22 protein-coding genes and 1 tRNA gene are annotated in these 17,154 nt (G+C 41.2%); 7 read left to right on the forward strand and 16 right to left on the reverse strand.

The features are described 5' to 3' along the window. Positions 1-518: 518 nt before the first annotated feature. From V7K36_RS33510 to V7K36_RS33535, 6 genes are all read right to left on the reverse strand, one after another. Positions 519-590, reverse strand: a tRNA-Lys gene (locus V7K36_RS33510). A gap of 62 nt (positions 591-652) precedes the next feature. Next, positions 653-2,902 (reverse strand): sensor histidine kinase, encoded by a 2,250-nt coding sequence (locus V7K36_RS33515; RefSeq protein WP_335122312.1) that lies wholly within the window; start codon positions 2,900-2,902, stop codon positions 653-655. A 624-nt stretch (positions 2,903-3,526) separates the two neighbouring features. Beyond that, positions 3,527-3,922, reverse strand: a complete 396-nt coding sequence (locus tag V7K36_RS33520; RefSeq protein WP_335122314.1) for a hypothetical protein — start codon at positions 3,920-3,922, stop codon at positions 3,527-3,529. A gap of 162 nt (positions 3,923-4,084) precedes the next feature. Then, positions 4,085-4,273, reverse strand: coding sequence for a hypothetical protein (locus tag V7K36_RS33525; RefSeq protein WP_335122316.1), 189 nt, complete (start codon positions 4,271-4,273; stop codon positions 4,085-4,087). 115 nt (positions 4,274-4,388) lie between these two features. Then, positions 4,389-4,952, reverse strand: coding sequence for a hypothetical protein (locus tag V7K36_RS33530; RefSeq protein WP_335122318.1), 564 nt, complete (start codon positions 4,950-4,952; stop codon positions 4,389-4,391). Beyond that, positions 4,952-6,190 carry a glycoside hydrolase family 10 protein gene (locus tag V7K36_RS33535; RefSeq protein ID WP_335122320.1) on the reverse strand — a complete coding sequence of 413 codons (1,239 nt, stop codon included), beginning with the start codon at positions 6,188-6,190 and terminating at the stop codon, positions 4,952-4,954. The genes V7K36_RS33530 and V7K36_RS33535 overlap by 1 nt, the downstream gene beginning before the upstream one ends. Before the next feature lie 541 nt (positions 6,191-6,731). Here V7K36_RS33535 and V7K36_RS33540 point away from each other — a divergent pair. Beyond that, positions 6,732-7,349 (forward strand): class I SAM-dependent methyltransferase, encoded by a 618-nt coding sequence (locus V7K36_RS33540; RefSeq protein ID WP_335122322.1) that lies wholly within the window; start codon positions 6,732-6,734, stop codon positions 7,347-7,349. A 68-nt stretch (positions 7,350-7,417) separates the two neighbouring features. Here the strand turns inward: V7K36_RS33540 and V7K36_RS33545 are convergent, their stop codons facing one another. Then, positions 7,418-7,933, reverse strand: a complete 516-nt coding sequence (locus tag V7K36_RS33545; protein ID WP_335122324.1) for a GNAT family N-acetyltransferase — start codon at positions 7,931-7,933, stop codon at positions 7,418-7,420. A 129-nt stretch (positions 7,934-8,062) separates the two neighbouring features. Here V7K36_RS33545 and V7K36_RS33550 point away from each other — a divergent pair, with 129 nt between their 5' ends. Next, a complete protein-coding gene (locus V7K36_RS33550; RefSeq protein ID WP_335122326.1) occupies positions 8,063-8,263 on the forward strand; it encodes a hypothetical protein in 201 nt (66 codons plus the stop codon). Between the two features lie 173 nt (positions 8,264-8,436). On the opposite strand, the gene rlmJ is transcribed toward V7K36_RS33550, so the two are convergent. Both rlmJ and V7K36_RS33560 read right to left on the reverse strand, forming a co-directional pair. Then, positions 8,437-9,321: a 23S rRNA (adenine(2030)-N(6))-methyltransferase RlmJ gene (gene rlmJ / locus V7K36_RS33555; RefSeq protein WP_335122327.1), complete on the reverse strand. Its 885-nt coding sequence runs from the start codon at positions 9,319-9,321 to the stop codon at positions 8,437-8,439. 18 nt (positions 9,322-9,339) lie between these two features. Then, positions 9,340-9,555 (reverse strand): hypothetical protein, encoded by a 216-nt coding sequence (locus V7K36_RS33560; protein ID WP_335122329.1) that lies wholly within the window; start codon positions 9,553-9,555, stop codon positions 9,340-9,342. A 562-nt stretch (positions 9,556-10,117) separates the two neighbouring features. Between V7K36_RS33560 and V7K36_RS33565 the strand changes: the two genes are divergently transcribed. The 3 genes from V7K36_RS33565 (at position 10,118) to V7K36_RS33575 (ending at position 12,436) form a co-directional block, all read left to right on the forward strand. Beyond that, positions 10,118-10,255, forward strand: coding sequence for a hypothetical protein (locus V7K36_RS33565; protein ID WP_334827066.1), 138 nt, complete (start codon positions 10,118-10,120; stop codon positions 10,253-10,255). Positions 10,256-10,432: 177 nt separating this feature from the next. Further along, complete coding sequence (locus tag V7K36_RS33570) at positions 10,433-10,879, forward strand: tellurite resistance TerB family protein (RefSeq protein ID WP_335122331.1); 447 nt, start codon at positions 10,433-10,435, stop codon at positions 10,877-10,879. A gap of 201 nt (positions 10,880-11,080) precedes the next feature. Next, a complete protein-coding gene (locus tag V7K36_RS33575) occupies positions 11,081-12,436 on the forward strand; it encodes a UDP-N-acetylmuramoyl-tripeptide--D-alanyl-D-alanine ligase (RefSeq protein WP_335122333.1) in 1,356 nt (451 codons plus the stop codon). 120 nt (positions 12,437-12,556) lie between these two features. On the opposite strand, the gene V7K36_RS33580 is transcribed toward V7K36_RS33575, so the two are convergent. Beyond that, the gene (locus V7K36_RS33580; RefSeq protein ID WP_335122335.1) at positions 12,557-12,886 is read right to left on the reverse strand and encodes a hypothetical protein; all 330 of its coding nucleotides are present in this window, start codon (positions 12,884-12,886) and stop codon (positions 12,557-12,559) included. A gap of 201 nt (positions 12,887-13,087) precedes the next feature. After that, the gene (locus tag V7K36_RS33585; protein WP_335122337.1) at positions 13,088-13,489 is read right to left on the reverse strand and encodes a fasciclin domain-containing protein; all 402 of its coding nucleotides are present in this window, start codon (positions 13,487-13,489) and stop codon (positions 13,088-13,090) included. Positions 13,490-13,944: 455 nt separating this feature from the next. Here V7K36_RS33585 and V7K36_RS33590 point away from each other — a divergent pair, with 455 nt between their 5' ends. Next, a complete protein-coding gene (locus tag V7K36_RS33590) occupies positions 13,945-14,109 on the forward strand; it encodes a hypothetical protein (RefSeq protein ID WP_335122339.1) in 165 nt (54 codons plus the stop codon). A gap of 29 nt (positions 14,110-14,138) precedes the next feature. Continuing rightward, the gene (locus V7K36_RS33595) at positions 14,139-14,594 is read left to right on the forward strand and encodes a DUF4439 domain-containing protein (protein ID WP_335122424.1); all 456 of its coding nucleotides are present in this window, start codon (positions 14,139-14,141) and stop codon (positions 14,592-14,594) included. 97 nt (positions 14,595-14,691) lie between these two features. On the opposite strand, the gene trmFO is transcribed toward V7K36_RS33595, so the two are convergent. The 5 genes from trmFO to V7K36_RS33620 form a co-directional block, all read right to left on the reverse strand. Beyond that, positions 14,692-16,011: an FADH(2)-oxidizing methylenetetrahydrofolate--tRNA-(uracil(54)-C(5))-methyltransferase TrmFO gene (gene trmFO / locus V7K36_RS33600; RefSeq protein WP_335122341.1), complete on the reverse strand. Its 1,320-nt coding sequence runs from the start codon at positions 16,009-16,011 to the stop codon at positions 14,692-14,694. 55 nt (positions 16,012-16,066) lie between these two features. After that, a complete protein-coding gene (locus V7K36_RS33605; RefSeq protein WP_335122343.1) occupies positions 16,067-16,240 on the reverse strand; it encodes a hypothetical protein in 174 nt (57 codons plus the stop codon). Between the two features lie 170 nt (positions 16,241-16,410). Beyond that, a complete protein-coding gene (locus tag V7K36_RS33610; protein WP_335122345.1) occupies positions 16,411-16,623 on the reverse strand; it encodes a type II toxin-antitoxin system RelE family toxin in 213 nt (70 codons plus the stop codon). Then, entirely contained in the window at positions 16,620-16,829 is a 210-nt protein-coding gene (locus V7K36_RS33615; RefSeq protein WP_335122347.1) for a hypothetical protein, read from the reverse strand. Before V7K36_RS33615 ends, V7K36_RS33610 begins: the two co-directional genes overlap by 4 nt. A gap of 130 nt (positions 16,830-16,959) precedes the next feature. Further along, positions 16,960-17,154: a DUF2283 domain-containing protein gene (locus V7K36_RS33620; protein WP_335122349.1), complete on the reverse strand. Its 195-nt coding sequence runs from the start codon at positions 17,152-17,154 to the stop codon at positions 16,960-16,962.

Below are 17,154 nucleotides of genomic sequence, written 5' to 3' on the forward strand. Positions count from 1 at the left end.
GCGTCAGCGTCAACAACATTTGACTTTGGCTTATATATCCTTATTTTCTAAGCATTTTAGTACTTACTACAAACCCTCAAAACTAGCTGGACAAAGTACTAGAGTATGCAAGCTCTATAGTTTTTACATACCAAAGTGTATAACTTAATATAAGTTATGGCGTATTAACGCAGAAGCAGCACTACTATGAAATCGAAGTATTCTTTATACACAAAATTTTTAAACAATCAAGATTAATATAAATTTTTTAGGTTTTAAAACTATTGGCGATAGGGCTTAGTACACGCCATCTAAATCATACTATTAAAAAGCTGAAACTATTGCAAAAATAACTCAAATCCATTGTCTAGTAAGTTCTTAGGAATTATCAGAGATATGTTGATATATAACCTATAATGCGAACTTATATTAAGAATTAGTAATTATAATTTTTTTGTATTCCAGCTATCCACCCTCATCTCCTTTCATAGGGTAAATTGGGTTTATCCCTTGAGAGAAAATCTGGATGCTGGAAAAAGTGGGTGACGAGGGATTTGAACCCGCAACCAATAGATTAAGAGTCTACTGCTCTACCGTTGAGCTAGTCACCCACACGAATAACCATCATAGCAAACTTCTGACAGATTTGCTAGTGCCGCGCCCAAAAAAGAAATTAAAGGGGGAATTTGACGGTGAAAGTGGTTTGACCAGTTGCACTCTTTACATAAATTGAGCCACCTAAATGTCTGACCATTTTCTGCACTAATGCCAATTCCAGTCCAGTACCGCTATGTTTCCAAAGATCATGTTTGGAAAGGTGATAGAAAGGCTCAAAAATCCGTGAGAGTTCATTGCTGGTAATCTCTATTCCCGAATTAGTAATATTAAGCTCTACTGCATCCCCTGTTAGATGAGCAGAGACTGTGATGTATTCGCCTGCTGGGGTGTATTTGCAGGCATGGTTGAGCAATTCCGTGATAATCCGCTCCAAATCGGTGATATCTGTCTCTAAAGGCGGCAACGCACGAGCAACGATCAAGTTTAAGTGTTGTCGCTGACAGCTGGTGAGGTCTCGAAAAGACTCGACAATGGGGTAAAGCCAGCTTTGTAAGTCAATGGCAATCAAAGTTGGGGGATCGGGTTCGGCTTCGAGATATGTGAGTGTGAGTAAGTCGTTAATTAACTTGTTTTCTCGTCCACACTCGTTATGCAGAATCTGCAATAGTTGCGGAACTATTTCTATACTTGATATTTCTACTGGTGTGAGAACACTTTCGAGAGTTTGGACTGCGAGGCTGATGCTAGTTATTGGTGTCCGCAGTTCCTGGGAGAGGGTTCTGAGAAATTGGTTTTTGAGCCGATCGCCTTTTTCCAGTTCTTTTACCTGTGCCTGGGTTTGTTTATAAAGCTGGGCTTGACGAATAGCGATCGCACATTCATTTGCAACTTGCTGCACTAGCTCGATTTCAAATTCATCAAATGCATCTTGTGATGGTCTTATCAACCAAATATTTCCCAAAATCCCTTGAGGATCAAAAATTGGACAAGCCATCTGGGACATAACCAACAATTTTGGTTGCCATCCCGGCAGAATTTCCAAAAATTGCAATGGTTGTTTTTGCAACAGGGGCTGATAGACTTCCAGACGGTCTGCAATCTGTCTGGTCAATCCTTGACACTGGGGTAGGTTCGTGCTGCATTCGTAGGTAATCGTAACCAGGGTTTGGCAGATGCTATAGAGTTCGATTTGGCAACGATCAAGGTTCAGTAACTGTACTAATTCCTGGGTAACAGTCTGCAACACCTGAGTCTCATCCAGACTGTCGCGGATTTGTTCTGTCATGCGTCGCACCAAGGCTTGAAAGTTTCGTACCTGCTGCAACTGATTGATGTGCTTCTGTTTTTGCAACTCCCTCTTGGCTTTGAGATTCTTGATCTGCTGATGAAGTTCTGCCTGCCCAACAGCAATACCGATTTGAGTTGCCAACTGCTTGAGCAAATCGGTTTCTGTTTGCTGCCATTGACGCGGTTCGTGGCAATGCTGGGCAATCAAGAGTCCCCACATATCTTGCTCTGGGAAAATCGGCACGACTAGATTGGCTCTCACCTGCAAAGATGCTAGGAAATCTATATAGCAAGAATGCAACCCTGCTGCATAAATATCCTCGACAACTTGAATGCAACCTCGTCCGTAGTGTTCTCGATGTTTGCGACTGAAGCAGGGATCGGTGATCTTTTTTCCCAATAGTCGATCGCTGGCAGTTACAGTTGATTCGGCAATGATTAGTCCACTGCCATCAGCCTGGAAGCGATAAATTAGTACCCGATCGCAATTCAAAAACTGCCGCAGTTCTTTTGTGGACTTCTGGATAATTGTCTTTAATTCTACAGATTGGTGAATCCGTCGGGCGATCGCTTCTAAGAGTTGCTCTCGTTCAACCTGGAGGCCAACTGCTTGTTCTGCTTGCTTCACAGGCGTGATATTGCTACTAGTACCAATCAGTCGATAAATCCGAGAGTTAGCATCCCTGAGTGGGGTAAGAGTCGTACTCCACCAAGTAGGAATCCCCTGGAATTGCAAACATTGTTCGTAAGAAATAGTTTTGCCAAATAGCACGCAGTCAAAATAATGCTGACGCACTTTCGCAGCATCGATGGGAGAGAGAATATCCTCTGGTTTTTTGCCCCGGAGATCGTCTGAGCGAATGCCTATCCACCGCTCATGAGTGGGATTTAATGCCACATACCGAAAGTCTCCGTCCTCCAGCACATCCACTACAAATATTGATGCCTGCACAGAATCGTACATGCTCAGTAGAAACTGTTCGCTACTGCTTTTATCATCTACTTCTTTGCCAAAGAGAATCTGACGAGGTGATAATTTTGTCAACTCTATAGTTGATTCCACTGGATTTATATTCATGCGAGAGTCCCTGTCTGGTATTACTCTGACTCTTCTAGGCGCTCTCTTGTCGTTACGCTTGCACTCGATGCACTTTAGCGCCTATAGCAAAGTCTTGTCAGCTGTTGCTCATGGAAATTTGGATCTTTCTCTACTTCTGATCAGAAATCTAGGAAAGCTAAGTAGGAGTCAGCTTAACAAATCCTGCTTTTTGAAGGCGAAAATACATGATACTGTTGGTCAATTCACTCTCTTGTTAAACCCCCCACCCCTAAAACCTCGTTTTTGCGTTGCTTTCCCGCCCTGCAATAAATTGCGGGCTAATAGCTAAAGTGCGTTGAAAGGCACTGAAATTAAAGAAATTTCAGATGAATTAGGGCTGATGGGTTAGACCCCCTATTAATTCAACAACAGTATCATACATTTGCAGGTTAGGGCAAAGTTACTGAAATTTATTTTTAACAATTTCTTAATATTCTTGCATATATCTCAGTACAAGCATGAATATACATCAATTAAATTTACAATTCTTAATAAAGTTATTGTGTGAGGGTGGGGAATAGGAAGATATAATAGAAGATCCGAAGGATACTTAATTCCATCCTCAGTCCAAGACGATTGCGTGGTTTGTCTATAGGTTGCTTACTATTCGTTTCGCTTGAGCAATTGTTCTAAGATTCTATCAAACCTTTCCACAGCAGCATTAGTGGACATTTGTCCCTCTCGTAATTCAAGTATTACCCCATCTAGTACGGCGTTCCGCGCTTTAGTTGTATCGATAAAATCGTCAGTCTTGTCCACAAATCTGTCAGTCTTCTCCACAAATCTGTCAATCTTCTCCACAACTCTGTCAATTTTTTCACCCATAACTTGAACAGTTACGGCTAGACCATCAAGCTGTCTTTGGGTTAAGTCTTGACGTTCAACTAGTCGGTCAATCCTTTTGTCAGCTGATTCTGCATAGCTGGTTGTTGATACCAACAACTGTTTAACTGTTTCTAAATCATTTTCCACATTGTCAAGTCGTTGTGCGTTGCTCATGGTGTAGTTTCTCCTTTTTCTTTATCCTCATTTGTATTTAGATATTCTGCATATGATCAAGTATTGATTGCTTTTCTTTAGTCCATTTTCTAATCATTTCTTCCAGAGCTTGACCGAAACAGACTCATGATACAGAGCAACTAAATTTATTTATGGGGATTATTAATTTTGAATTTTGAATTTTGAATTCGGAGCGTTCACATCGCGTCTCGTTAGAGAAGCAATGTGACTTTGGTCTGTTTCGGTGGCGACAAAAATATTTTTGAATAATAAAGCAAGTTCTTTTGGTACGTAACCAGAGATTAATTTATAGCTTGGATCTCCCCTTTTACCGCGAGTGTTTTCAACCATAGATGTATAAGTAAATCCCATATTGTATCTATAATTGACATGAAGAAAGGCTATATTTTCAATAAATGTTCATGTACACACGTTATCATATCGGCGTGAACAAGCCAATGAAAACTCACGATCGCAATTTGTGAGCATTGATTCCTGTGAGGATACCAACTAGCAGCCAAGTGATGGCTAATCCCATGACTTCGCCTAAGAATAACTGCGTTAAGCGGTGCAAAATCATCCCGACAGCAGAACCCACGGGGACAGCAACAGCCCAACTTGCTGAAGAGACAAATATCCATCGCCACGCCATCGGCTGGGGAATTGCCAACCATTGTGCCAATCCAATTCCCAAGCCGCCAAGTCCACCATAAACCGCCCCAGACAGGATTCTCAGGGGAAGAATCTGAGTGCTAGGTACAATCCAACCCACGGCACCAATACCGATCGCGGTGATGATACTCCAACCCAAAAGACTTGACAAAATCCACCTAATGCAAAATATAGGTTCTTTGAGAAGACAACCTTGAGGAAGTGCGATCGCAAATCCGCCGATAGCTGCTTCTATTACCCCAACATCTGGCTTTTCGCCGACTTCAATTAAGAATAAACTTAATAAAAAACCGCTAAAAGTAGCTAAAGTCCACAGCAATGTAAAGCGAAATCTAGTATTTTCAAGCGCGAATGGCATCAAAGTTTCTTTGGTTGTAATAGTCTGACAGTTTTAGTATGAAACATCTCAAAAAAAGCTTTGCGTCGCTGTTGGGGTGATTCAGGTGCGATGTAACCCCACAGACTCTCCCAGTAGAAAAAGGAGATACCATCAAAATGGCGATCGCGCACTAGCTGAACCTGTTGTTTAACTTGTACCATTTTCACAGGATTAGCCATCGTTCCCGTCGATATACCAATACCTACAGGAATTAAACTTTGAGCCAATTTCACAGATGGTTGTTCCAGTTGAGCGATAAAAGAGTTTTTATCATTTCGATATACCTGCAAAATTAACTCATTAACTAAACCTTTTTTTACCCAACTTTCCCAGTCTTGCAAATAGTATTTGTAGGCGAAAGCTTGATAGTTAGGAGACAAAGATATTTTGACTTTGGGTTTAACCGCCTTGACAGCTTGATAGATTTCCGCCATAAAATCAGTAATTTTGTCTGCTCGCCAACGCATCCATTCTGGGTTAAAAGGATCACCAGGGGGACTTTTGCCTTGATGTTCTTGCTGGTAGAGTTGAATAGTGAAGCGATCGTAGCCAAACTGTACCGGCATCCCAAAATGGTCGTCAAGCTGAATACCATCTACATCGTAATCCCTGACTACTTCTAAAATTAGCCCTTGGATAAACTCTTGCACTTGTGGATGTAAAGGATTTAACCAAGCCTGTTTATTCACCAAACCATTCTCGATTTCTTCCGGTGGGGCATCTTGGATAGAATTTATACCTTCTTTCCCAATTGTCAACCAATCGGGATAACGCCTTGCTAATTGTGAATAATGCGGCGTCATGAATCCGTATTCAAACCAGGGAATGACTCTCAAATTTTTATTTTTAGCAAGTGTCACTATCTTTGCTAAAACATCCTGTCCACCATGCATGAAGTTGAGCAAAGGTTGAGTATCCGAGCCTGTAGTCATTTTGGCTATAGGACTTTTATAAAAAGTATGTCCTCGGTTCCAAACTACAGGATAAATTGTATTAAAATTGAGAGCCGATAATTGATTTAAAGCGCGGTTAATACCCCAAGGGACAAATAGTACACCACTAGCAACATTAGTGAGCCAAACGCCGCGAATTTCTGTAGTTAAAGGACTTATTTTTTGCGAATAAACTGGCAGTGAAGAGAGTGAAAAAACTGTTAAAGTGATTGCTAATCCCAAACACAGTAAGTAAGAAACACCACGGCGAGCAACCCGATTCATTTGTAAGCGTGACCTAGTGCGATCGGAATATATATAACTACAAAATAAATTTGTAATCCTCCGGATGATGTAAACAAATAATGATTTTATGCCCAGATGTAAATTAATAAATGTGCCTTAGCGGACAATTATCGCTATTTTTAATTCTGTGAAATACAAGAGGCCATGATGTGCGTAGTTTTCCCACATTTAAGCACACCCCTGAAACTCTTATTTCCAGTCTCCAGCTATTAGTGATAACCTCATAAAAAGGTAATGTTGTCAATAAGTGCATCCTTTACAACAAAGCAATGGGAAATCCACGAGTCGGTAATCCAGACTACAAGTGAGATCGAAATATGCCAGCGCCAGAAACAAGAGCGATACCTGTGGCGAGCTTTGCTAAAGCTCTGTGGATGCAGAAGCTTGGTATAAAACCAACTGAGCTATTACAACCAATTCAGAACCGCTATAGTTAACTTGTGTTGTTAACCAACTTCTTGGAGGCGCAGCAAAACTTACCTTAAAAAAGCATCAAGCTTCAGGGAAGCTGCGAAAACTGATGACTTATAACTTTTTCAGTAATAAAAAGCTACTTTTTGACGCCTGGGCACCAAGTTACGACTGGTTCTTTCCTTCAGTGTTTTATCGAGCCGTTCACAAACGGTTGCTGGAGTACGTCGATTTACCAGAGCCAGCAAATGTACTTGATATCGGCTGTGGTACTGGACGCTTACTTGAGCGCCTTGCTACTCAGTTTCCCGACCTGCAAGGCACCGGATTGGATTTATCTGCTAATATGTTGCGAGTAGCAAGACAGAGCAACCACCACCGTCCACGTTTAATTTATATTGAGGGCAAAGCTGAGTCTCTTCCCTTTGCTGATGGTCAATTTGATGCCGTTTTCAGCACTATCAGCTTCTTGCACTATTTGGAACCTAAACAGGTGGTTAGTGAGATAGCACGGGTACTTTCTCCCGGTGGACGCTTTTATTTAGTTGACATTACTTCTAAAAAAGAGACAGAACCTCAATTATTGCCAGTCTCTCCCCGTGGAATTAGACTCTACAGCCCTAATCAACGTCAACTTCTTGGCTCCTCTGCTGGGCTATTGTGTTTGAATCACCACTATTTACTAGGGCCAGTCTTACTAACGATTTTTGCTAAACCTCCGATTTGAAAATAGGGAATAGGGGAGAGTAAAGAGTTAGAAACAGCTTGTATCCAGCCTTGTTCTGCACATCTTAATTACGAATTACTCTGACCTCGATATTCCATAAACACCACAGGAACTCTGAGCAGGCTTTTAGCTAATTGCGAGAATCTAAATTTCCCTTTGAGCGTAGACAAGCCTATTGTCTTGGGAAATTGTGGTAAGTCTTCAAAAGATATTGGCACAAAGTCAAAGCGACTGTAAAACTGCGCCAGTCGCTCACCTAAACATTCAAGATAAAGTGGTTGTGTTGCTGTATTAATTAATTGCTGCATTAGCAAAGTAGCCAAACCGCGACCTCTCCAAGCTGATACAACGACCAAACTACCAAGTTCTTGTGCGCCTGAGAAATTACGTAGCTGTCCACAAGCTACCAGATTGCGTAGGCTTTGCCCCCCGTAGGCATCGCATTCAATTACCCAAAATTGCTGCCAATTTAATTGGGTTGGATCGAGTTTCGCTGAGAACACCAGCAATCGAATCGACCACTTATCCGCAGAGGTTGCTTTGCGAAGGATACACCCAGATGGTAACGATAGATTCTGGCTCATGAGTTGAATACTACTAAACAATACTTCCGATAGAGGGGCGAATCAGCCATAACTAGATTCTGGATAGATGTAGTCACACCCGAATTTTATTAAGATAATACCAACAATAGATGATTAGGAATATTAGTCATGGCTGAAGAACAAAAACAAAAACCTAATAATCAAGAAACGACACCTGCCGCTTCTGGTGGCTACCAAACCCCCATCGACGAAAATATCCGTAAAACTGGCGATGCTGAAAAGAGTGATGCTAAAACCACTGCTAAACCAGAAGCACCAGGAGAAGATGGTATCGCAGGTAGCCCCAATCAGGGAACTGAGTCACGTTAATTGGTTTGAACTTTCCCAAGTTCCAATAATCTAATTGATTTTTTCTAGTAACCCGGATTTAGTAAACTTTGAGTGGATAGTTGTGGTTTATATCATGATTATCCACTCATTTTGCTTGTATAAGAATCGTTTTTAGAGGATCTGAAACAAACAGCAGGAGCTATTAGAAAAAATTAATCCCAAATAGCTTGATACCGTAAAGCTCCACTACTGCCACTCGGAAAAAGCGCATTTTCATATATACCAACTAACTCTTTTCCAAGTCGCTGACAATTTTTAACTGAAACTTCGCTGAGATTACTGGCAACAATTCCACACCCTAACACTCCTGGATGTTCATCGAAGAGTGGGTCATCTATTGCAGCTAAACTTACGTCACCGCACCAAATTCGTCTTTCTATCAAACTTACTTTATATTTTGCCAAAGACAACTTTATTTCATTGATCAAAGTGTCTCTGTATTGATAAGAATCATAACCAGACCAATACAAGACTTTTAAACCTTGCTGACTCAATTTGCTAAATAAGTCTATCGAATGCAGTCCGTTAGCAGACCGCGTAAATGGACGAAAAGGATCAATATGTACAAATGTAGTTAAAGCATTTTCTGCTGACAACTTTGCTGCTTTTTCTGCTAATGTACTAATGCCGTCTGCGTGAATCACCTCAACAACTTTTGATATCCCTTCAGCATCCGATGTTTCTTGAATATTCTTCAAGCTTTCATTATCTATGTCGCAAAACAAAAACTTAGATTTGTTTTTATGCAGCACTTTTAATGCAATCAACGGTGAACCTGGATATGTAGATAATTGTCCCTCTTGTTGGTAGGTGTTAAGAATATGCTTGTATGCTGACGCTTCAAGCATTGGAGATTGGGTTGTATTGTCTATGAAGTAAAACACTCCATAATCCCTCTGAATAGAATGTGTGAGGGTGTACAACGCAGAACCAGCATGAGATTCCCAGTACGAAAACGGCTTTTCAACTCTCAGAATTTCTGCTAGTGGCAAATGTTTCCATATATCACCGATTGTTCCGAAATGTCTATTTGCCATATTGATTAGCAAAAGATTTTATCTGTAATAACACTTGTCAATCCAAATTCGCATTTCTTCTTCAGAGCCAAAACAAGCAGAGCGTCCTGTGATTGGATCGTAGGCGTGCCAACAAGAAATGTTACCACACCGGTCTGATTCTGGCCAAACTTGGAGGTCAGAACCACTAATCATCCATGTAACAAAATATTGCCAATATTTTCGTACATTTAACAAAAAATTAAATTTGTTCATAGTGAAAGTATCTGATAAACAGTGAACTATTACTTTTACTTTTACGTAAGAGTTTTTAATTGAGTCCAATTATACAAAATAGTAATAATACTAGTTGCGCCTTGTGTAGGATTAATCAACGGTAATTTGGCAGGCTTACCGTATTTTAACTGGTAGCGCCAGGATTCCCTATCTTTACCACAGCAAGTTGGGGATTGAGGACTGGGAAAGGATTATTTGAACCCTAATTCCTCATCTCTGATTCCTAATTCAAACAAAGATTTTTATCCGTTCAAAAAGTTAAATACTACCAGATTTACGTAGGTATAGCCCGCCCCAGGCATCGCGTCTGGATACAATGCCTTAGTATCTATAGCGATTTTAGTTTGGATGCAATACGCAATGTCCAATGCTCTTTTTTGTAAAGTTTATCAAATCTTCAGAAAGAAAAAGTTTGAGTGGGGTTCTGAAAGAGCTAAAGTTTTGTTAAGATGCAATTGCTAGCAGTTTCTCAGCGAAATTCACCTATCGGGGTGTGGAGAAATAAAAAGTACTAGCAGCACAAAATTCAAAAGGTGAAGCAATGACCACCTATATTTTTTTCGATGAAGCCCTAAGAATGTTGACCAACGCCTATTTGATATCAGGAGTACTGTTAATAGCAGCTTCTAGTATAGGTTTGGCGGTAATTGAAACAATAGAAAAGACAGGAGAACGCTAAGTTTGCAGATGGCAATGTCGTTATTGCCAAAAACCATTGGGTGCGAGTGTTCGCCGTGACGAAATCCTGGGAACACTAAAGCATGAAAGTCTCACAGCGTTGCAGCCTTACCTGGAAATCCACCAAACACACAGGTAACTGTAGCGCTATTGAGACCCTAAGCAAGGAGTTACTACAATGGGTCTATTCGACGCTGTGTTGGGCACTGAAAGCCAAACCCAAGCAGCACTCAATCCAGAGGAAGCTTTTGCTGTCATTATCTTGATGGCAACAGCCTCAGACGGTTATCTTTCTGTTGAGCAAGCAAATTCTATCACTTCTGTGCTGTCTCGGATGAAACTTTTTGAAAGTTATCCCGATGAAATGATGAACAGACTGTTTAACAAAATCTTGGGCATTTTCCAGGGTGATGATTTTAATGCTTTATTTGATGCAGCAAAAGATTCTCTATCTCAAGATTTGCGAGAAGCAGCTTTTGCAGTAGCCACCGATTTAGTCCTAGCTGAAGGCATTGTACCTGAAGAAGAAAAAAACTTCTTAAATGATTTATATCAAGCATTAGGTGTTTCTAATGAGATAGCAACACAAATTGTGCAAGTAACCTTGATTAAAAACCGAGGATAGGGCGATAGAAGATATACCTAATTAAACTATATAAATAGCTTATAAACAAAGCGTGCCAAAGAAGCCTAACTCCTTTGGCACTATTTTTGATGTTATTCTGACTAGGCTGAGATTCCCGACTTTTTCAAGAAGTCGCAAATCTTGTAGTTCAATGCAGTATTGTGTCATAATCCGATTTTATTTTTAAATTGTGAATTACTTATGCGTTGTTCTGCCACCCTGACCCAACTGGTTGAAGTTCTTTTGGCTCAAACTGTAAACTTATCTGAAACTGCTTTAACACAAGTAAGTAGCGGTATACAAACAGATAGCCGTACCCTGAAGCCGGGTGAAGTATTTGTAGCTTTGCGAGGCGATAAGTTTGATGGACATGAATTTGTGCCAACTGCGATCGCAAAGGGTGCAATAGTTGCAATTGTGGATTTTGAATACGAAAATCCTGGATTTCCGATATTACAGGTAAAAGACACCCTCAAGGCATATCAACAAATTGGCAGATGGTGGCGCGATCGCTTTAAAATTCCGGTAATTGGCGTCACAGGTTCCGTGGGTAAAACTACAACCAAAGAATTGATCGCCGCAGTTTTGGCAACCAAGGGACGAGTTCACAAAACTTATGGAAATTACAACAACGAAATTGGTGTCCCGAAAACTCTCCTAGAACTTCGGGCAGAAGATGACTACGCCGTGATTGAAATGGCGATGCGCGCTAGGGGACAAATTGCCGAACTGACACAAATAGCGCGTCCAACAATCGGAGTAATTACCAATGTGGGGACGGCGCATATTGAGTTACTGGGTTGCGAAGAAGCGATCGCTCAGGCAAAATGTGAGTTGTTAGTCGAAATGTCTGCTGATGGTGTGGCAATTCTCAACCACGATAATCCCCTATTAATGGCCACGGCGGCTTCAGTTTGGCACGGAGAAGTTTTGACTTACGGCTTTTCTGGTGGGGATATCCAAGGGCAATTAATTGATAACGAGACTGTGGAAGTCGCAGGAATCCAACTGCCTCTGCCTCTAGCCGGTCGTCACAATGCGACTAATTTCTTGGCAGCTTTAGGGGTGGCAAAAGTGTTGGGGATTGATTGGGCAAGCCTGAAAGCAGGTTTGGTGGTGAATATGCCCACAGGGCGATCGCAACGATTTACCTTACCCAATGATGTGGTACTCTTAGATGAGACTTATAATGCTGCACCAGAAGCTATGATCGCAGCGTTGCAATTATTGGCAGACACACCCGGAAAGCGGAAGATTGCCGTATTGGGTGCAATGAAAGAATTGGGAGAGCGATCGCAGCAGTTGCACCAGCGAGTGGGAGAAACAGTGCGAAAGTTGAATTTAGACGGCTTGTTAGTTTTGGTAGATGGACAAGATGCCGAAGTGATCGCTCTTAGTGCCGAAGGTATTCCATCGGAGTGCTTTGCAACTCATGCTGATTTGGTGGCTAGGTTGAAGACATTTGTCCAAGCAGGCGATCGTTTATTGTTCAAAGCCGCCCATTCCGTAGGATTAGATCGGGTTGTCAATCAGTTACGTGCAGAATTTCCCAAATGAGTCTCCCACTAAAAACCCAACGTCTCAGACTGCAAGACTTTGTAGAATCCTAATTCGCTGGGGGTTCATAAATACGCTGATGATTTTCTGAAAATCTCACCAATAGATGCCCGATAGACTTCAGTTGGAAAGACTAGGGCTATTAGTGTAGCGTCTTTGAAAAAGAATCGCTGCGAAATTAGTAACTAAACAGGTGATTGCTAGCCACAGCAAGATATAAGTAGGAGCCATCACCACGCCAATCATGAACCAAGTATATACGTGTAGTATCATTACAGAAGCGAAAAAGCTGGCAATTCCAGCACATTGCCACACTTGATGTGATGGGCGACGTAACGCTACTAGGCTCATCGTTAAAATTGTGATAAGCAAGTTCGCTGGTACGAGAAATGCACAAATACTTATGCAGTTGCCACGAGATAACTCAGCTAAGGTGTTAAAATCGAGCATTAATTTGTTGGGATAGATGTTAGCTTTTTAAGAATTTAATTTATTTTAAAATAACAAAATCTAAATTAACATATAAGTGAGTAATCACTTTGCAAATATAACATAAATTAAACTATTGAGTTGCGTTTTGATACTACTCAATAGTTAGTTAATTATAAAGATTTTAGATAAGTAGGGTGGAAAACACCCACCCTAGCTAAATTAACCCGGTAAAATCACTGTATCGATAACGTGTATCACCCCATTATCAGCTTCGATATCTGCTGCTAAAACTGTGGCATTTTTAACTTCAAAACCATCAGAAGAATCAATTTTAATGGGTGAACCTTCCACAGAATTAACCGTACCGAGTTGTGCAAAATCAGCCTTTAGGAGCTTTCCGGGAACGACATGATACTTTAAAATCCGCGTTAGCTGGGGAATATTCTGTAATAGAGTTTGGATAGTTCCTGCTGGTAACTTGGCAAAAGCATCGTCATTTGGTGCAAAGACAGTGAACGGACCAGGACTTTTTAATGTTTCTACTAAACCAGCAGCTTGTACAGCCGCCACCAGTGTTTTGAAAGACTCAGCCGTAATAGCAATATCAACAATATCAGCCATATATCTTACCTAAATCTATGCAAAAGATTTTAAAGGATAATAGACCTATTTGAAGTTTTATTAAATTAAATAAATTTAAAATCAGACCGGCATCAGTGCATCAGTAAGTAAATTTTGAGAGTATAAATAATACAAATTTGCCTTTGCTTGCTATTCAAAGCGAAGCGAATAATCTTACTAAATACATGACTACAGTACGTTTCGTTAAAAATAAAAAAAGAGTATTTATCCCATTTTAGTGTAATTGATGACACCATTGCCAAAATGAGTTACAAATGAGCAGTCATTGACTTGGAAAGTGAACATTTAGTCAAGACACATTAGAACTATTCGTTGGGAAAAACTCTTTTCATCCAAAGGCAGTACTTGCAGCCAAGGTTATTCATGCCCTGGCTATTCTCTGATTTTCATATCCGCATCAAACAAACAGTCATATCTTTAGGAGACACTTACTCATGAACTATCAAAGCCCTTTAAGCAAAAATTCCTCTCGCCGTGCGCTAATAGTGAGTGGGGCAGTCGGTGGTATAGCGACTGCGTTAGGTTTGCCGCTGATTGCCCAAAAAGCTGATGCTCGGACAACAACTCCTGGGCGAAACGAAACGATGCAAAAATTCTGAACAATGCTCTTTATTACGAACACCAGGCGATTTGGGCTTATGGTGCTGCTGCTGGCAAGCTAACTAGTACTGAGGTTGGTAAAGCTGTTTTGGCTTTGGCGCTCCGCAACCAAGCTGATCATAAAAACCATCGGGATACTCTAGCAGCTACGATCGCCAGTTTAGGTGGAACTCCAATAAAAACACAGTCTAGCTATGATGTTTCAGGCTACATCAAAAAGGGTGAGGGAAACTTGGATAGCGATGTAAATATTGCCAAGCTGGCTTTAGCTTTGGAGACTGATGCTGCGATCGCCTATACCCAAGAAATTGCTAAGTTGAAAACTCCAAAATTGATTACTGTCGGGGCGAGTATCGGCTCTACTGAGGCTGCCCATGCTGCGGCTATTCGTGCCACTTTCAAAGCCCTCGGAGTGAATCTCGAAATCGTACCAGAGTCTTTTGTTAGCCTTGAAAATCGTGAAGCCTGGGTGTTGAAGGTATAGATAGGGGAGTGGGGAGAAATCAATTCAAAATTCACGCATTCAAAATTGAATCCTGCCTCCTCTTTCTCAATGCCCAATGCCCAATGCCCAACGCCCATTAATTATGATTAGCTTTCCAGTTTGCTAGATCAGTTAAAGAGCGATCGCGGTAACGTCCGTAACGCTCTTGTTTACTTTTGATTTTCGCACCACCCAATTCAGGAAAAATCCCAAAGTTAGGCGGCATTGGTTGGAAATGCTTTGGCGAAGCGGAACTAATAAATTCCAATAACGCACCCATCATTGTTGTTGGTGGTAAAACCAAAGGTTCTTTACCCAAAGCTAGCCGTGCTGCATTAATTCCCGCCAAGCAGCCACCCGCAGCCGCAGCAGTGTAGCCTTCAGTACCAATCAACTGTCCAGCTGCTAACAATGTCGGACGCTCTTTAAATTGCAAAGTCGGATGCATTAGTTGAGGAGCATTAATAAAAGTGTTGCGGTGCATCACTCCCAGCCTTACAAACTCTGCCTTTTCCAAACTGGGAATAAGTTGAAATATGCGCTTTTGCTCACCCCAACGCAGGTTAGTTTGAAATCCTACCATATTCCACAGTTGACCGGCTTTATCTTCTTGGCGCAACTGCACTACAGCATAAGAACGTTCTCCGGTGCGAGTATCTGATAATCCCACTGGCTTTAGGGGGCCGTAGCGCATGGTATCTTCCCCCCTCTGTGCTAGTTCTTCTATGGGTAAACAAGCTTCAAAAAATTTCGCCGTTTCCCGTTCAAAACCTTTGAGTTCTGTTTGTTCAGCTTTACAAAGTTCTTCTCGAAACTGCAAGTACTGCTCTTTATTCATTGGGCAGTTGAGATAAGCTGCTTCACCTTTGTCATAACGTGATGCCATAAAAGCAACGTCACGGTTAATCGATTCTCCCACAATAATCGGACTAGCCGCATCAAAAAAGCTAAGGTATTCCATCCCGGTAAAGCGGCGTAAATCTTCTGCCAAGTCGGGACTGGTTAAAGGCCCAGTCGCCAAAACGACAATTCCTTCAGGAATCGCAGACACTTCACCCCGGCGAAATTCAATTAAAGGATGGCTAGCTAAAGTTTGAGTCAAGTCTTGGCCAAATTGTCCTCTATCGACGGCTAGCGCCCCACCAGCAGGTACGGCGTGTTCATCAGCTTTAGAAATGACGATCGAACCCAGTTGGCGTAATTCTTCGTGCAATAATCCCGCCGCGCGATCGCTTGCCATTGCCCCAAAGGAATTACTACATACTAATTCTGCCAAATGTTCTGTATGATGAGCAGGACTAAATCGCTTTGGACGCATTTCATGCAGAATTACTGGCACTCCAGCTTGGGCTATTTGCCAAGCTGCTTCTGTCCCAGCTAGCCCACCTCCAATTACTTGTATCGGTTGTTGTTCCATAGTTAAATTTTTAATTCCCTATATAATAACGGTTGGTTGGATTTGTCATTGCTATTTAACCACCATTAGCCAGATGTTGGAAATCCTCGTGTATTACACGATGAAGTGCGGAATGTGGGATATAAGCTTTGTCGCCATTTAATTTCTCAACAATCTTGAAAATGAGCGAACCAACCGTAAGGATGATTTCTCTATTGATATACTGTTTTGTCTCAGTTTGAGCAATCATGACAGGTTTACCTCCAAGGCTTTAAGTTGCTGGTTAATCCAATGGGTTGCGATCGCTTCATCAGTCTCTATCGCTCGTTATACTCCTGTTTTAGCAATTTCCAGCAGTAGTCATTCACTATGGAAAATATCGATATATTTCCTTGCGATGTAATACACGAACAAAGGTAATCATATCTTTGTCTTCGGCAAAACAATTCCATAGTCACCAACTCGGATACGGTAGTAATTTCCATCTGCCTTAAGTTTTTTGATGTTGCTGATATTCAAGAGACTTTCAGCAGTTTCCACTTCTTCTATTACAGTTTTAATTTTCAGGAGCAAGTCCTCATCTCGAATCTTACCAAGATCCTTTTCAAAGCTTTTTCTGAACTCGACTTTCACGATTTCGGCTCCAAAAGTTGAAAAATGGAGTCGCGGTTAACTAGATCAGTTGTTTCACCTTCGGCGATCGCTCGTTCCATTGCTATGTCTTCAATAATTTCTGCCAAAAATTCAGATACTTCTTCACGGTTATCACGAATCAATTCGACGATCGCGCTTTTCAAGATTTCCTTGAGTTGTTCTGGGTTTAGGGTAATGTCAGACATTATGCCTCCATTAAATTAAGTTTAATTTGATAAATTAATGCCAACCGCTTCAAGTTGTTGATTTATCCAAGCTGTTGCGATCGCTTCATAAGTCTCTATTGCCCGTTTTACGACTGTTTTAGCAATTTTCTCAGGAGGCTAACAATGCAGTCACAGTTTCATTTGACATAAAGCGTCGAAAGTCTAGTATTTCAACTAGAACTAGCTTGGTATCTTGAGAATAATGTAAAATCACTTGTCCTTCGTCTTCAGCATAGGCAATTGGCTCATTGGAAAGTTCAATTAATAGAACGTCAACATCTTTGCTATAGCTAATCTTTTTCAT

Source organism: Nostoc sp., assembly GCF_036919555.1.
Lineage (GTDB): Bacteria > Cyanobacteriota > Cyanobacteriia > Cyanobacteriales > Nostocaceae > Nostoc.

Excerpts from the sequence above, each read along its gene's own strand:
- V7K36_RS33520 (WP_335122314.1), bottom strand. The coding sequence starts at position 3,922 with ATGAGCAACGCACAACGACTTGACAATGTGGAAAATGATTTAGAAACA.
- trmFO (WP_335122341.1), bottom strand. The coding sequence starts at position 16,011 with ATGGAACAACAACCGATACAAGTAATTGGAGGTGGGCTAGCTGGGACA.
- V7K36_RS33525 (WP_335122316.1), bottom strand. The coding sequence starts at position 4,273 with ATGGTTGAAAACACTCGCGGTAAAAGGGGAGATCCAAGCTATAAATTA.
- V7K36_RS33615 (WP_335122347.1), bottom strand. The coding sequence starts at position 16,829 with ATGTCTGACATTACCCTAAACCCAGAACAACTCAAGGAAATCTTGAAA.
- V7K36_RS33515 (WP_335122312.1), bottom strand. The coding sequence starts at position 2,902 with ATGAATATAAATCCAGTGGAATCAACTATAGAGTTGACAAAATTATCA.
- V7K36_RS33565 (WP_334827066.1), top strand. The coding sequence starts at position 10,118 with ATGACCACCTATATTTTTTTCGATGAAGCCCTAAGAATGTTGACCAAC.
- V7K36_RS33530 (WP_335122318.1), bottom strand. The coding sequence starts at position 4,952 with ATGCCATTCGCGCTTGAAAATACTAGATTTCGCTTTACATTGCTGTGG.
- V7K36_RS33575 (WP_335122333.1), top strand. The coding sequence starts at position 11,081 with ATGCGTTGTTCTGCCACCCTGACCCAACTGGTTGAAGTTCTTTTGGCT.
- rlmJ (WP_335122327.1), bottom strand. The coding sequence starts at position 9,321 with ATGGCAAATAGACATTTCGGAACAATCGGTGATATATGGAAACATTTG.
- V7K36_RS33550 (WP_335122326.1), top strand. The coding sequence starts at position 8,063 with ATGGCTGAAGAACAAAAACAAAAACCTAATAATCAAGAAACGACACCT.
- V7K36_RS33535 (WP_335122320.1), bottom strand. The coding sequence starts at position 6,190 with ATGAATCGGGTTGCTCGCCGTGGTGTTTCTTACTTACTGTGTTTGGGA.
- V7K36_RS33585 (WP_335122337.1), bottom strand. The coding sequence starts at position 13,489 with ATGGCTGATATTGTTGATATTGCTATTACGGCTGAGTCTTTCAAAACA.
- V7K36_RS33620 (WP_335122349.1), bottom strand. The coding sequence starts at position 17,154 with ATGAAAAAGATTAGCTATAGCAAAGATGTTGACGTTCTATTAATTGAA.
- V7K36_RS33540 (WP_335122322.1), top strand. The coding sequence starts at position 6,732 with ATGACTTATAACTTTTTCAGTAATAAAAAGCTACTTTTTGACGCCTGG.
- V7K36_RS33545 (WP_335122324.1), bottom strand. The coding sequence starts at position 7,933 with ATGAGCCAGAATCTATCGTTACCATCTGGGTGTATCCTTCGCAAAGCA.
- V7K36_RS33580 (WP_335122335.1), bottom strand. The coding sequence starts at position 12,886 with ATGCTCGATTTTAACACCTTAGCTGAGTTATCTCGTGGCAACTGCATA.
- V7K36_RS33605 (WP_335122343.1), bottom strand. The coding sequence starts at position 16,240 with ATGATTGCTCAAACTGAGACAAAACAGTATATCAATAGAGAAATCATC.
- V7K36_RS33570 (WP_335122331.1), top strand. The coding sequence starts at position 10,433 with ATGGGTCTATTCGACGCTGTGTTGGGCACTGAAAGCCAAACCCAAGCA.
- V7K36_RS33590 (WP_335122339.1), top strand. The coding sequence starts at position 13,945 with ATGAACTATCAAAGCCCTTTAAGCAAAAATTCCTCTCGCCGTGCGCTA.
- V7K36_RS33560 (WP_335122329.1), bottom strand. The coding sequence starts at position 9,555 with ATGAACAAATTTAATTTTTTGTTAAATGTACGAAAATATTGGCAATAT.